Annotated in this window: 9 protein-coding genes; 1 reads left to right on the forward strand and 8 read right to left on the reverse strand. The window is 49.5% G+C overall.

Annotated features, from left to right (window positions below):
• Positions 1-135 precede the first annotated feature (135 nt).
• From EOE67_RS00880 to EOE67_RS00890, 3 genes are all read right to left on the reverse strand, one after another.
• A complete protein-coding gene (locus tag EOE67_RS00880; RefSeq protein ID WP_127697173.1) occupies positions 136-714 on the reverse strand; it encodes a GNAT family N-acetyltransferase in 579 nt (192 codons plus the stop codon).
• A 94-nt stretch (positions 715-808) separates the two neighbouring features.
• Entirely contained in the window at positions 809-1573 is a 765-nt protein-coding gene (locus tag EOE67_RS00885) for an enoyl-CoA hydratase-related protein (RefSeq protein ID WP_127697174.1), read from the reverse strand.
• On the reverse strand, positions 1573-2493 hold the full coding sequence (locus tag EOE67_RS00890; protein WP_127697175.1) for a 2-hydroxyacid dehydrogenase: 921 nt from the start codon (positions 2491-2493) through the stop codon (positions 1573-1575). The genes EOE67_RS00885 and EOE67_RS00890 overlap by 1 nt, the downstream gene beginning before the upstream one ends.
• Positions 2494-2711: 218 nt before the next feature.
• Between EOE67_RS00890 and olsF the strand changes: the two genes are divergently transcribed.
• The gene (gene olsF, locus EOE67_RS00895; protein ID WP_127697176.1) at positions 2712-4421 is read left to right on the forward strand and encodes a bifunctional ornithine lipid synthase OlsF; all 1710 of its coding nucleotides are present in this window, start codon (positions 2712-2714) and stop codon (positions 4419-4421) included.
• Positions 4422-4502: 81 nt separating this feature from the next.
• Here olsF and EOE67_RS00900 read toward each other — a convergent pair whose 3' ends face one another.
• The 5 genes from EOE67_RS00900 to EOE67_RS00920 form a co-directional block, all read right to left on the reverse strand.
• A complete protein-coding gene (locus EOE67_RS00900) occupies positions 4503-5759 on the reverse strand; it encodes a sugar MFS transporter (RefSeq protein WP_127697177.1) in 1257 nt (418 codons plus the stop codon).
• A 360-nt stretch (positions 5760-6119) separates the two neighbouring features.
• The gene (locus EOE67_RS00905) at positions 6120-8201 is read right to left on the reverse strand and encodes a peptidase domain-containing ABC transporter (protein ID WP_127697178.1); all 2082 of its coding nucleotides are present in this window, start codon (positions 8199-8201) and stop codon (positions 6120-6122) included.
• Positions 8201-9442: a beta-barrel domain-containing protein gene (locus EOE67_RS00910; protein ID WP_127697179.1), complete on the reverse strand. Its 1242-nt coding sequence runs from the start codon at positions 9440-9442 to the stop codon at positions 8201-8203. The genes EOE67_RS00905 and EOE67_RS00910 overlap by 1 nt, the downstream gene beginning before the upstream one ends.
• Positions 9443-9717: 275 nt before the next feature.
• A complete protein-coding gene (locus tag EOE67_RS00915) occupies positions 9718-12858 on the reverse strand; it encodes a lantibiotic dehydratase (protein ID WP_127697180.1) in 3141 nt (1046 codons plus the stop codon).
• A 20-nt stretch (positions 12859-12878) separates the two neighbouring features.
• The gene (locus EOE67_RS00920) at positions 12879-14078 is read right to left on the reverse strand and encodes a lanthionine synthetase LanC family protein (RefSeq protein ID WP_127697181.1); all 1200 of its coding nucleotides are present in this window, start codon (positions 14076-14078) and stop codon (positions 12879-12881) included.
• Between the last annotated feature and the right edge of the window lie 9 nt (positions 14079-14087).

A 14087-nucleotide genomic window follows, 5' to 3' on the forward strand; every position in this document is an offset into this window, starting at 1 on the left:
TTGTTATTTTGTGTCCGTAATCGCGCTCATAGAGCAGCCGCTACAGTACGTCAAGCAGTGTAGTCAGTTTTGACAGTGGATACAACATACAAACTGAAGCTAAGTACTTATCATTGCATATATTTTCGGCAGTATTTATTTTTTAACGGCAAAATACGCAATCCTGGAATGCACAAAATTTGCGGCTAGCGCAGCTGTCGGATAATCGCTGGGCATTTCCTCTTCCTGCTGCTCAGTCTGAGTGATCACAAAACCGGCTTGTTGGTAAGTTTTTAATGCGCTGGGGTGATCTTCGCTACAGGTATGGACCCAGACTCTGCTCGCTTGCCATTGCTGTGCCAGAGCGATGGCGGCTTGCGCTAATCGTGCACCAAGACCACGGCCAATAAAGGCCGGTAACAAACCAAAAAACTTCAGTTCGACACTGTCCTCTTCATGTTGGCGCAGCTCGACAAAACCAGCCGGCGTTCCTTGCTGATACAACACCCAGGTGCGAACGTTACCAGCAGTTAGATACTCCAGCCACTGCTGATAGGTCCAGCTGAGGCGGCTGAACCAATGCCAGTGTGTGCCAACGGCGCAAAATAAAAACTGACTGAGATCGGGACTCGCAATTTCCGCTTCAACCAGCGCGACGCCCTCTGGCCATTCCGGCAATACTACTGCAGTACCCTGATAATCCAGATACCAGGTGGTGACGTTTACAAATGCCATAATGCTTTGATCTTCCTTAAAATTTCAATTACCGCGAACACCGTGATGCGCTGAGCAAACCCATGCGACACTTTACCGGTTACAAAACCCAACGTTAATCTTTGCGTTTAATTTGTGCCAGTCTGGCAGCTATATGCTGTTGCGCCGCATCTTGCTGCAAGCTCTGGAATTGTTGCCGAAATTCAAAAGCGACTGCGTCGTCCTGACGATAACAACTGCGTAGCGCCAGCATTGAAAGTTTGGTTTGACGCACTAACTCAGTTGGCAAACCTGCCAGTCCAGCGGTTAGCTGTTTCGCCCGGGTCAGCAATTGCTCTTCCGGCCATAACTCTTTCACAAAACCAGCTGCCAGCGCTTGTTGCGCCGATAAACGTTCGCCACAGAAAATCATCGCGGCGGCCTGCTGCCAACCGACCAATTGCGGCAGTAACCAGCTATGACCACCACCCGGATGAATGGCGAGCTGGAAAAACCTGCTTTCAAACCAGGCTTGCTCACTGGCCAGCCGAATATCACAGGCCATCGCCAGATTCATCCCGGCACCGAGTGCCGGACCGTTCAACAAGGCGATAGTCAGCAGCGGACTATGGGCGACTGAGGTAAAAGCCGAATAAATTTGTTGTAGCTCTTCGCCATCGCCCAGCGCCGCTTGCTGCAGTGACGCTAAATCGGCGCCGGAGCAAAAAGAGTCATCACGGCCGGTGACCGCCAGCGCTTTAATATGTGGGTCGTGCGGTAATTGTTGCACCGCCTCGGCAATCGCCAGGGCGCTATGTGGGGTTAACAGGTTTCTTTTTTCGGCACTATTGAGCGTCAGTACGGCTAAATGGCCGTGTTTTTCTAGTTGAAATGCTGACATTAATAACCTCGTTGTTGGCAGACCAGATTCAGCAGCGGCAAACCAGCCAGGCTGCGACGGTAATTTTCAGCAATTTGCGCCACTGCCGTATCGGCATTGGTCACCGCTGAAATATGTGGCGTCAGCAGAATAGCAGGATGTTGCCAGAACGGATGTTCAGTCGGCAAAGGTTCGGTGCGGAACACATCCAGACATGCGGCAGCGATATGACCGCTGTCTAAATTCTGTAATAACGCCAGGTCATCTACTATAGCGCCTCTGGCCACGTTGACCAGAATTACCCCAGGTTTTAACAATGTCAGCCTTTGTTGATCCAGCAAATTTTCGGTCTGTGCTGTGAGCGGTAGCAGGCAAATCACCAGATCAGCTTCGTTCACCGCAGCGCTAAATGCCGCGTCCCCGGCAAAACAGTGTACGCCGGCAAGCGTTTTTGGCGATGCCGACCAACCACTGACCGTAAAACCCAAACCGGCAAAATGGCTGGCCGCCGCCTGCCCTAATTCGCCGAGTCCTAACACACAAATATGCTTTAGTTGGCGCGGGCTTCTGGCTTTCCAGATTTGCTTACGCTGCTGTGCTCCGAATTCATCGAGTCGCAACTGATAATGCTGCACCACGCCTTGTAGATATTGCAGCATCGAGTGGGTCAGCATGGGGTCAACAATTCGCGCCAGCGGTAAATCCGGTAAGGTGGTGTCGACCAGAACATTGTCGACCCCGGCGCCAAAGGATTGTAATGCCTGAAGATTTGACATCTCTGCCAAGCATCCCGGTGGCTGGCGCCATAATACGGCCATTCGTACGGCGGTGGGATCAGTGATTTGCGGCCAGATTTCGATTGTGACATCAGGCAGCTGTTGTTGAAGTTTTTGTTGTAGCTGATCAAGTTTACGATCAGGGATCACCAGCGCTATTGACATGTCCACTCCGAAAAACTGCTGTTAACGCATTCTAACAAAGCGCGCTATTGCGTCCAGCAGATTATCGAATGCCATGTGCTGCAGTACCGCTTGCCTTGCCCTGATGAACACTGCTCGAAATTTCCACAAATTGTCATAAATCTGTGACCAGACAGTCATACCTCAGGCTTAGCCTTGCCCTGACCGCAGCTTGGAATAAGAACAGCGCAGGAGGCTTTATGATCAGCGTAGAAAAAATGGTGCAACAACATTTGCCACAACTGCAGCAACAACCCTGGCTGGAAAAACCAGTCACCGGGGCGCTGAAACATTTGCTGCATGAACAGGACTTTATTGCCTTTTCTGAACAGTACCCGCATCTACAGGGCATTGAATTTATTGAGCAAGTTCTCGATTATTTCAAATTCAGTTACACAGTGCGCGACAACGAACTGGAACGTATTCCAACCTCTGGCCGGGTGGTGATTATTGCCAATCATCCGATTGGATCCTTGGATGGACTCGCGCTGGTGAAGCTTATTCACGACATTCGCCCTGATGTAAAAGTCATTGCGAATCAATTATTAAGTGCAGTGACGCCGCTCCACGCCATGTTACTGCCAGTCAATAATATGCAAGGTGGCACCGAGCGGCGCTGCATCGATCATATTCATCAGCATCTGGCGCAGGAAGGTGCAGTGATTGTGTTTCCGGCCGGCGAAGTATCCAGACTCAAACCGAACGGCGTGCGCGACGGCAAATGGCATGCTGGCTTTTTAAGGTTTGCCCGTTCCAGCAAAGCGCCAATCCTGCCGGTATACATTGATGCGCGCAACTCGGCATTGTTCTACGGCGCCTCGATGCTGTACAAACCGCTGGCGACCATGTTGCTGGTACAGGAAATGTTCCGGCAAAAACATAAAAGCATCAGCATGCGGATTGGCGAGCTGATCCCTTATGACAGTTTTGCACAGTTGCCAATGGAAACGCCGGCCATTGTGAAGCTGTTTAAAAAGCACTTATACCGGCTGGCAAAAGACAAAAAGCCATTGCTGCGTACCCAAACCGCTATCGCCCATCCAGAAGACCGCCGTGAGCTGCGTAAAGCGATTGAAGCATGTCAGCTGTTGGGGCAAACCGCTGATGGTAAACAGATTTATCTGTATCAATCGGCGAAAAGCTCACCGATCATGCGCGAAATTGGCAGGTTACGTGAAGTGTCGTTCCGGGCGGTTGGTGAAGGCAGTGGTGCGCGGCGGGATATCGACCGCTTCGACAGTTATTACGAGCAATTGATTTTATGGGACAAAGACGATTTGGAGATTGTCGGCGCTTACCGTTTTGCCGACACCCAAAAAATCATCGCTGCACAGGGCTTGCAGGGGCTTTATACCGCATCGTTATTTACTTTTAACCAGCAAATGCAGCCCTTTTTGGCGCAGGGGCTAGAGCTTGGCCGTAGTTTTGTGCAGCCGAAATATTGGGGCAAACGCAGTCTGGATTATCTGTGGTACGGCATTGGCGCTTATTTACAGCAAAACCCGCACATCCGTTATTTATTTGGCGGCGTCAGCTTATCGAACAGTTACCCCAAAGCGGCGCGTGATTTATTGGTGTACTTCTATACGCTGTACTTCAGCGAAGAAAACGACACTGCGATCCCTAATATTCCATACCAGCTACCGTTTGAAACCTTGGCGCAGCTGCAACAACACTTTTCCGGTACTGATTACAGCGCCGACTTTACCCAGCTCAAACACCTGCTGGCGCATATGGGGCTGAATATTCCGACTTTATATAAACAATACAGTGAAATCGCCGAACCCGGTGGCGTGCAATTTCTGGCTTTTGGCATTGATCCGGACTTCGCCGATTGTGTGGATGGACTGGTGCTGGTGGATTTAACCAAGCTGAAACCAGCGAAAAAGCAGCGGTATTTGGGCGACTAAATCTTAAAAAAGCATAAAAACAGGGCGGAGCTAATTGTTTATTTATCAAACAATTAGCGCCGCCCCCTTTTTGTCTGGTGCTTACTTAGGCACTGAGCCTTTTAAACCGTAAAAACAAATATAGGCGTAACAAAACACAGGTAGGATAAACGACAATTGCAGGCCAATAGTATCTGCCAGCACGCCTTGCAATAACGGCACTATCGCACCACCCACAATCGCCAGACACAATACGCCGCTCCCTTGGCTGGTGTATTTACCAAGACCGGTCACTGCCAGACTAAAAATGGTGGGGAACATAATGGAGTTAAATAAACCGACCGCCAGAATAGCCCACATCGCCACCGCGCCAGACGTGGTCATCGCCACAATCACCAGCACCGAAGCTGCCACAGCATTAAAGGCCAGCACTTTACCGGCTGCAATTTTTTGCATCACCGCAGCACCAATAAACCGACCAACCATCGCGCCGCCCCAGTAATAGCTGATATATGCAGCGGCTGTGGCTTCAGGTAAGCCGGCAATATGTGGCTCACCTAAAAAATTCACCAGAAAACTGCCAATGGCCACTTCACCACCGACATACACAAAAATTCCTAATGCGCCCAACATCAAATGGCTATATTGCCAGGCAGAACCACTGTCGGCATCTGCGATATCACTTTGATGATGTTCAGCAACTGTCGGTAGTTTCAACAGCGCAAAGATTGCCGCCAGCACCAGTAAAGCAGCCGCCAGCATCAGATAAGGTACCTGCACCGCCGCAGCTTCCTGCGCTTTAAATTCAGCAGTACCAACTTCAGCAGTCGCCGCCGCCAGAATTAACAGTCCACCAAACCAAGGCGCGATTGTGGTGCCGAAAGAGTTAAAAGCCTGGGTCAAGGTTAACCGGCTGGACGCCGTTGCGGCTTTACCAAGCGCCGTCACGTAGGGGTTAGCGGCCACCTGTAAGATGGTGATGCCAGACGCCAACACAAATAATGCTAACAGAAACAGTGGATAGGTTTGCACCGATGCTGCCGGATAAAACAGCAAACAACCGCCAGCTGCAATCAGTAAACCTATGACAATACCGCGCTGATAGCCGGCCTTTTTCACCAGATAACCGGCCGGAATGGACACCAGAAAATAAGCGCCAAAAAAGCAAAACTGGATCAGCATGGCCTGGGTGTAATTCAGATCAAACACATTTTTTAAATGTGGGATCAGAATATCGTTCAGACAGGTAATAAAACCCCAGATAAAAAACAAAAAGGTCAGGCTGGTTAAAGCAAAATTATAATTCTGCCCGCTATCCGTCTGACCCACGCTCGCGCTGGTGGGTGTTGTTATTGACATACAATTTCTCTTGTTATGATTTGTCTATCCTGTGTGTACTTAGGCTGCGACTGCTGCAGTTCTCTCCCCTGCCATGCTGTAACGCCAAGGCCTGCGCCGCAAATAAGCTTTTTGTACTATACCTGCGCCCTTGCTGATTGCAAAGTATCCGCCACAACATACGTATGTAATTTTTCAACAAATTAGCTTGTGCAGAGCAGAACAGGATTGTTGCCACAGCATAGCTGTTTTGCCCACGTTGAGACGAAGCATTGACGTGCAGATTGACCCGCTGGTGGTGATGGCAGGCTTACGTTGGGGTATGTAATTTTAAGGCTAAAAAGGGCGGAGCTCATGCATTAGCTCCGCCCCCTTTTTACGCTAATTTAACTCAATCACCCGATCAACCGAAGCAATCGTCTCAGGGCGATGGGCAATAATCACCCTGGTGATCGACAGTTGTTGCATGGCCTGGCTGACAAAAGATTCAGTTTTGGTATCGAGATGACTGGTGGCTTCGTCCATAAACAAAATCCGTGGCTTGCGGTATAACGCCCGCGCCAACAAAATTCGTTGCTTCTGGCCGCCGGATAACGCAGAACCCATATCGCCAATTAAACTGTTGTAACCCATTGGCATTTTGGCGATATCGTCGGCAATCGACGCCATTTGCGCACTGGCGATAATGCGTTCCATGTCAAAGCTATCATCAAAAAACGCGATATTGTCGCGAATAGAGCCGGATAGCAGCTGATCATCCTGCATCACGGCGGCAATTTGCCCGCGATACTGCGCCAAACCTAACTGCGCCAGCGGGATACCATCGATCAACACCTGGCCCTGTTTTGGTTGCAATAACCCCAGCATCAGTTTCATCAGGGTGGTTTTGCCACAACCGGACGGGCCGATTAACGCCACTGATTCACCGGCTTGAATGCTCAGACTGAGATCAGCCAACACCGGATCCGTGACATCGCTGTAGGCAAAACTCAAACCGCGAATTTCCAGATTGCCCTGAATTTGATGGGGTCGGTCTTGCTCCGGATAAACTTGTTCTTTTTTGGTCAATGCAACATCGCCCAGCCGCTCAAAATGCAAATTTAGCATCCGGAACTGAAATGCCTTTTCGATGAGCCGCGCCATCCGTTCCATAAACTGGCTTTTATAGGCCATAAAAGCAAACAACATCCCGGTACTAAAACCACCTGCCAGCACTAGTTTCGCGCCTAAATACACCACCAGAATGTTCTCCAGCCCAAACAACAAGCGGTTGCAGGTCTGAAAACTAATGTTAAACACGCCAAGCTGCATATCTTTGTTGGTCGCTTCGACATTCAGATTCTGCCAGCCGCCTTCGCGTTTCACTTCAGCGCCAAACAGTTTGATGGTCTGAATAGCCCGCACCGTTTCAATAAAATTCGACTGCTCTTTTGAGTCCGCCAGAATTTGTTGCTCGGTGATCTGCCGGACTTTTTGGTACACCGCAATTCGAAACAACGCGTAAAGGAGCACTGCAGCAAGCACCACCATCGAGAGTTGCGGACTATAGATAAAAATCACCACCAGAATCGCCAGCGCCATCACCCCGTCAATCAGGGTTTCAATCAGCCCGGTGGTCAGCAGTTCACGTACCTGATTGAGCGATCCAAAGCGCGATAACACATCACCGATATGGCGTTTTTCAAAATAACCGAGCGGTAAGCGGATCAGATGGTGAAACAGATTGGATGCCATCTGAATATTCAGCGAATTGCCAAAATGCAGCAGTACAAAACTTCGCACCGTACTGGTGGTCACTTCAAACAGCAGCACCAAAGAAAAACCAACAGCCAGAATAATCAACAAGTTATCGTCGGAAGTCAGCAAGACATCGTCCACCACCAACTGCATGTAATAAGGCGCAATCAGGGTAAATACTTGCAATAATAACGACAGTGACAACAGCAAAAACAATGAACGTTTAAAGCCGGTGATTTTTGACCAAAAATCCGATAACCCCAGTTTACTGACGTTCTCTTTACAACTGAAATCAGTGGTTGGCAGCAGCTCCAGCGCAATGCCAGTGAAGTGTTTTGACACTTCCGCCAGCGGTATATTGCGCTCGCCGTAGGCCGGATCAAGTATCACGCAACGATCCGCTTTGACCTCTTTGAGCACCACAAAGTGATTCATATCCCAATGCAAAATACAGGGCGTGCTGAGCGCGGCCAAATCATCCAGTTCAATCCGCAGTGGCCGACTGGTCAGTTCCAGCCGTTCGGCGAATTTCATCAAATCCAGTAAGGTACAACCTTCAATCGATAACTCGAACTTTTGCCGCAGTTCGTTTAAATCAGTGTGATAACCATGATAGCCGCTGACCATTGCCAGACATGCCAGACCACACTCAGCCGCTTCGGTTTGCAGCACTAAGGGTAACCGCTGCCCACTTCGCCAGGTGAGGCGCGCTGCCGGATTATTCATTACAACCGTCCCTGAATACTGTAAATTGGGTCAAACAACCACTGCAATAAACTACGTCGTTCGGTGACGATATCGGCTTCAAGCGACATACCGGCTTTGAGCGGCAACTCGCGATTGTAAGCACTGATCTGCTGCGCACTGAGCTTCAGCCGCAGCCGGTAACTGGGTTCCGTCAGTGTCATATCGGTCACTTCATTAGGTAACAACACAGTACTGCTGACTTCAATAATTTCGGCCTGATGGACACCAAAACGTTGATATGGAAAAGCATGGTAGCGAATGCGTGCTTGCTGACCAACGTCGACAAAAGCGATGGCACTGGTTGGCAAGTATAAAATAGCCTCCAGTTGATGGTGGGCTGGTAACAAACTGAGCGCTGGCACGCCCTGATTCAGCTGCTGACCGGCTTTGACCAGCACCGCACTGACCACACCTGCCACCGGCGCGGTGATCAGGCTGCTTTGTTCATGCTGCAAGCGGGCCAGCTGGTTTTTATGTTCGGAGATTTGCTGCTCCAGCTGCGTGAGTTCTTGCTGATATTGCAGCGGCAGTTGTTGTAACAAGTTTTGTTGCTGGGAAAGTTGTTCAGAAAGTGCCAGTTGCTGACCATTCAGCACCTTGTCCTGTTGCTGCAAAGACAACAATAAATCGCGTTGCCGATTTAACTCGATTTCCGAAATATAGCCGGTGCCGTTGAGTTTCTGCAGTTGTTGTACTTGTTGTTGGTTAAGTTGCAGCCGTTCGCCAAAGGTGCTGATCTGTTGATTTAATTCAATCAGTTGCAGCTCTAAACTGCTGATTTTCTGTTTGGTTTCAGTAAGCTGCAGCTGGTGTTTCTGCTGATTTTGCTGCTTTTGCGCCAGCAATGCGTCCATCATCGCCTGCCGTTCCTGTAAGAGCGTGGCATTCAGTTCCGGCTGGCCTTCGGCATAGAGGCGGGATGTTAACTGCAGCAATGGCTGGCCTTGTGTGACTAGCTCGCCTTCTTTGACCAGCACCGCACTCACCACCCCGGCACTGCTGGTTTGTAACCGGACCACACCTTGTTCCGGTTGCAATAAACCGACAGCGGTTTGTTTACGTTGATAGTCGCCGCTCAATAAAAATATAAGACTGATCAACGCGATAACGCCAATTAACCAGGTTAACCACACCAAAGCAGGTGGCCGGGTTAAGCTGACTTCTCCTTGTAACCGTTGTTGCTGTCGGGCAACCGCTTCAGGGCGAAATAATGAATTCATTCACTCTCTTATTATTTTGATTTTGGTCTCTATAGTCCGAACCTTTCAAAACCAGCATATCGACTCCGGCTAAGCGCGGCAATCGAATTCAGTACCCTGACAATTCATTCAGCCCCTATTCGATTAAAAAGCAAACGACTGAGCCAACTTACAAATTTACTGGCGCAGCCGTCTACAGAACTGGTACGGCATCAGCGCCAGCACTGGCTTTTCTGCCATCGTCAATTCTGAACTATCGGACCAGACCTCTTGGAAGACTGAATCTATGCGCATCGTCAAACTTTTTCATGACGCTGTTTCGATTGGCATGCCAAATAATAGCGACGTAAAAAATCGTACACGACAAACTCCTGTTCACGGCCATAGGCTTTAAACATGCGGTTATTAAACATATGCAGCAGTGAATGTAATAAGGTGTCCAAAGTACAACTGAGTTTTTGTTGTTGCTGTAGCGCGACAATCTGCTGCACCACAGGCCTGAGCTGTTGTATCAACTGCTGCCGTAGTACCAACATCTGGTGTCGCGGTTGCTCATCGGTGCCTGACAGCAACGCCTGGAAGTCCTGCTGTAGCTGCCCCTGATAATCACGGTATTTTTTGCCTAATTGCGTGCGCAAATAGGCATGCTCCTGGAATTCCTGGCCAAAACGCTGCCGCAATTCGCTGATTAAATTCAGCTTTTGCGCTGCATCATAGTCAAAGACATCCAATAAAGCGTCCGCTCCCAGCAAAGCCATGCGCCAACGCACTGATTCACCATGCTCGGTGATCAAGGCCAGACCGGCCAACACAAATTCGCTGTCCGCCTGAAACAGCTGTTCTGCCAGGATCACCGCCTCATCACCGCCATAGCGCTCTACTTCGCGCTGATAGGTAAAGAGTTCAATTTTACGCACCCGCTGACTCACCAACCAGCTTGCTAATTGCTGATGTAATAACGGTAGTACCTGACCATACAAAACGGACGGCTCGCCAAATAAGCGCAAACGCACATGCCAGTCCGGATCGCCATAACGAATAAAGAACCATTGCTGCACCCATCCTTGTCGCTGACATTGCTGGAGTAACGGCGCGATGCTCTGTGTCAGTACCTGCTCGGCGGTACTTTGTGCGGCATAGATTTTCAGACTCAGCCATTCAGAGCCTGGCGCAAAATCCCGTTGAATAGTTGGGTCCAATTGCTTGGCGGGATGTTGTTGCAACGTCACAAAAGGTTTCGCCTGCGGATTTAGCATAGGCACAATGATTTCGTGCGCAAAAGCGCCTTCATCATTAAATACCACGCTTTGGTACTGCATGATCAGTGACTCTTTTAACAGGATTTGTTGCTGTCCGGTGGTCTCGGCCAGCAACATGGCAATCATTACCGGGTGATGCAGATCAACCGTCAGCACATTATCACTCACCGCATAACAGACATATCTGGGCAACTGGTAGCGTAGTTCCAGCGCCTGAAAAGCCTCGGCCTGCCAGTTGTCATTCACAAGTAATGCTTCCAGTAAACTACGCTCCACCTGCCACTGCGCCTCTTGCAAAATGACATGTTCAAGCATCACCCGCGGTTGTCGTTCCAACGGCAACAAAGCAGCAGGGGTGCTATAACGTGGCAGCTGGGCTTGCTGATGTTGCAGCATGCATAAAAAGCGATAGATGCCTAAACTGCGGGAGGAATAATTGTGGGCAGAGGTTAACCGGGGTATCACTTGTTTGTTCAATCGCTTTGACCACAATTTGACCTGACCCGCTTCGACAAACACATACAGATCGCGCACCGGGATCTGCCGCTCTGCTGGCAGTTCGGTGTCAGCCAAAAACACAATCTCATACTGCCGCAATGCCGGCCGCGCAATCACATTACCGGGACGCCCGTCTGGCATATGGACCACTTCGGCAAAAACAACATCTGGCGATAAGGCTTCTTCTGCAGCCAAGTAGGCACTAACCTGCTGTTGAAGCTGCTGATCCAAGTGACAAAATCGTCCTAACAAATTTGCCCCGGAAGGCCCTGAATAACCATGATAATGCAATAACAATTGTCCATCGTGATCCTGATAACAACTGACGTTCGCGGCAAAAGCAGCTGGCAACTGCTGCCACAACAGCGCTTGATCAACATTTTTTAACAGGTCGTCACTGCTTAGCTGGATCGCTGCCGTATTCGCTTGCTGCTGCATGGCTTTGAACATTTGTAGTTCGAGCGCACTTTGCGACGGCTTTTTTCCGGGACGATTGCGATTGGCGATATTGATCCCGGCCAATAAAGGTGTTTCGTAGCCGGTGTCGGCAGAAAACGTAATTCCAGTCTCATCATCCAGCAGCTGCAACAGCCGTACAAACCGGCCTTCAAAACGTTGCTGAAACTGATTGATGAACTCCTGCAACGGATTGTCTGCAGTTGTTGTTTGGGCTTTTAACGTCAGTAAGGTTCGCTCCAGCGCCATCTGCAAACTGCTGTCAAGCTTTGAAGCTGTCATCGACCGTCGAACATCGGTCTGAAACAATTTATTCTCAGACACCTTGTAGGGGAGCTGTTGCAACTGCTGCACTACTGCCTGATAGTCCTGCGGCGTGGCAGCTTGTTGCTGATCAAAAGTAGCCAATTGTGTTAATGCCACTTGCAGCCGCTCACCCTCGTGCTGGTTCCCGGCCTGCAATAACGACTGCACAAAGGATTTATCCGGCTGACCACTGGTTAATGGCAGCTTTAAATCGGCGATCAAGACCTGTTCCTGGATCAACTGCTGTAGATAGTGTCCGACGTCCTGTTGATCAGCTTCAGGATGGCGTGCACAAAACAACTGAATGAACTCACTTTGTAATTTTGGTTCAGCCGCGACATCCAGCATGCTTTCCAACGCTTCGTCCAGTTCAACCGAGCTTAAACGGTATTGGCGCTGCGAAGCAGATTGATAAGGTTCGATATAATGAAGGTGCGAGCCCATGCGATATAACGTGCTGTTGGGAGCATAACGCAGAAGCTGCTGCCCCTCCGGGCTTTGTGCCCATTCCTGCTGAATAGTTGCCAGATAAAACATATCCAGCCGGGTTTTGCGTCCATCCAATTGCAGATGACCAGGCCGCAAAGCCGTGGTATCGGCGAAAAAACCGGTGGCCACTCCCGAAAACAACCCGAAGGGCGTTGGTCTGCTACTCATCCGGATCAGATATTTTAATAATGCCACCGTCACCTTGCGGCCAGATTTACTCTGCGGTTTGTCGCGCCATAATTCCAACCTTTCCAACAATGAAGGACTGGCTAAATAAATGGCCTCCAACACCCCCGGCGACGCTAACCAACTGCTGAGGTAATCCAAAAGCCCGGTTTCTGTCACCGGCAAATCGCAGATTTTATTTACACTTAACCTGGGCAAACGAACGACAAAAAAGTCTGCCTTACATTCAGTTTTACGGCTCATAGCACACCTTGTTCTTATTCTCAGGCTAACAACAGTGCATCAACCCAATCTGGTTCCTGACCATCGGCGATCAGTAAGCAAAGCCCAACACCGGCATATCCGCTCAGGAAGGAGCTATCCTCTTCAAAATGCCTGTTATCGGGGCCATCTTTCAGCTTGTGGAAGCCAGCCAGTCCTTGCTGCTCAAAGCGTTGTAAGACAAAGTCTCGCCAGAAAGACACGACCGCATCAATTTTTGGATGCGGATAATATTGCCTTAACAAAATAAAGATTAAGACGAGGCCAGCCGCGCCATGACAAAAACCGGCATCATGAATCATCGCTTCATTCGGACTCCGACTGCTGGCATGCAAACTAATTTTACATGCCACATCGGTAAAGCGCTGTTCCGACAATAACAAGCCGGCACGGAACAGGGTTAATGCAATCGTGGCATCGCCATAACACCACCCCAATCTGGATTTAGCCGGATAACCAACAAGATTGGCAAAATAGCTACCGTATAATTCAGGATCTTGCTGTGCTTTTAATAACCAATTGCAACCAGCACGCAAGGTATTCATCGCGTTTTGTCGTTTACTTTTGTCGGTTATCGAAGGGATTAGCGCCACCAGTGCAGCCAACGTACCCGGCACTCCATGAGCCAACCCCAAGTTAAATTCTTGTTCAGTCGATGCCTTAATCAAACAATAAGTAGAGGACTTGTGCGTGGGCCAGGCGCACTCCTGCTCATTAAAGAATTGTGCGCGTCCAACTATTTTATCGACCAGCTTTTCAACCAGTTCAACCCCCTGGCCGTGTCGTGCACGCCGGGCAGCATAAGCAGCAATCCCATTCAAGCCGAGCACATATTCGTATTCATCGCTCGCAGTCACTGACATCACATAATCACCAAGTGCCATGTCGGTGTTCGCATTAAAATCTGCCTGATACTCTGTGTCATTGAGGATGAATTCATAAAGCCAGGCGATACCTGATAAACCATATCCAAAGCTCATTGGATAAGGCGTGTGCAGGTTGGGAGATAAATCGTCAAGCAAGGCTTCTAACTGAAGGTTTGAAACCGATGCAGGTACCGAACGTGCTGCGCACCATAAAAATAAAAGTTGGCCAGCCCGGCCCGCTAAAAAACCAGGCTCTTCCACAGGACTCAGGTTTTTGACAATATGTTCAGTAAGCAAATTTACAATGTTTCTAATACTGGCTTGCGCAACGGCCAAGGTATACTC

Origin of the sequence: Rheinheimera riviphila (assembly GCF_004005945.1) — a bacterium.
GTDB lineage: Bacteria > Pseudomonadota > Gammaproteobacteria > Enterobacterales > Alteromonadaceae > Pararheinheimera > Pararheinheimera riviphila.

Excerpts from the sequence above, each read along its gene's own strand:
- EOE67_RS00880 (WP_127697173.1), bottom strand. The coding sequence starts at position 714 with ATGGCATTTGTAAACGTCACCACCTGGTATCTGGATTATCAGGGTACT.
- EOE67_RS00885 (WP_127697174.1), bottom strand. The coding sequence starts at position 1,573 with ATGTCAGCATTTCAACTAGAAAAACACGGCCATTTAGCCGTACTGACG.
- EOE67_RS00890 (WP_127697175.1), bottom strand. The coding sequence starts at position 2,493 with ATGTCAATAGCGCTGGTGATCCCTGATCGTAAACTTGATCAGCTACAA.
- olsF (WP_127697176.1), top strand. The coding sequence starts at position 2,712 with ATGATCAGCGTAGAAAAAATGGTGCAACAACATTTGCCACAACTGCAG.
- EOE67_RS00900 (WP_127697177.1), bottom strand. The coding sequence starts at position 5,759 with ATGTCAATAACAACACCCACCAGCGCGAGCGTGGGTCAGACGGATAGC.
- EOE67_RS00905 (WP_127697178.1), bottom strand. The coding sequence starts at position 8,201 with ATGAATAATCCGGCAGCGCGCCTCACCTGGCGAAGTGGGCAGCGGTTA.
- EOE67_RS00910 (WP_127697179.1), bottom strand. The coding sequence starts at position 9,442 with ATGAATTCATTATTTCGCCCTGAAGCGGTTGCCCGACAGCAACAACGG.
- EOE67_RS00915 (WP_127697180.1), bottom strand. The coding sequence starts at position 12,858 with ATGAGCCGTAAAACTGAATGTAAGGCAGACTTTTTTGTCGTTCGTTTG.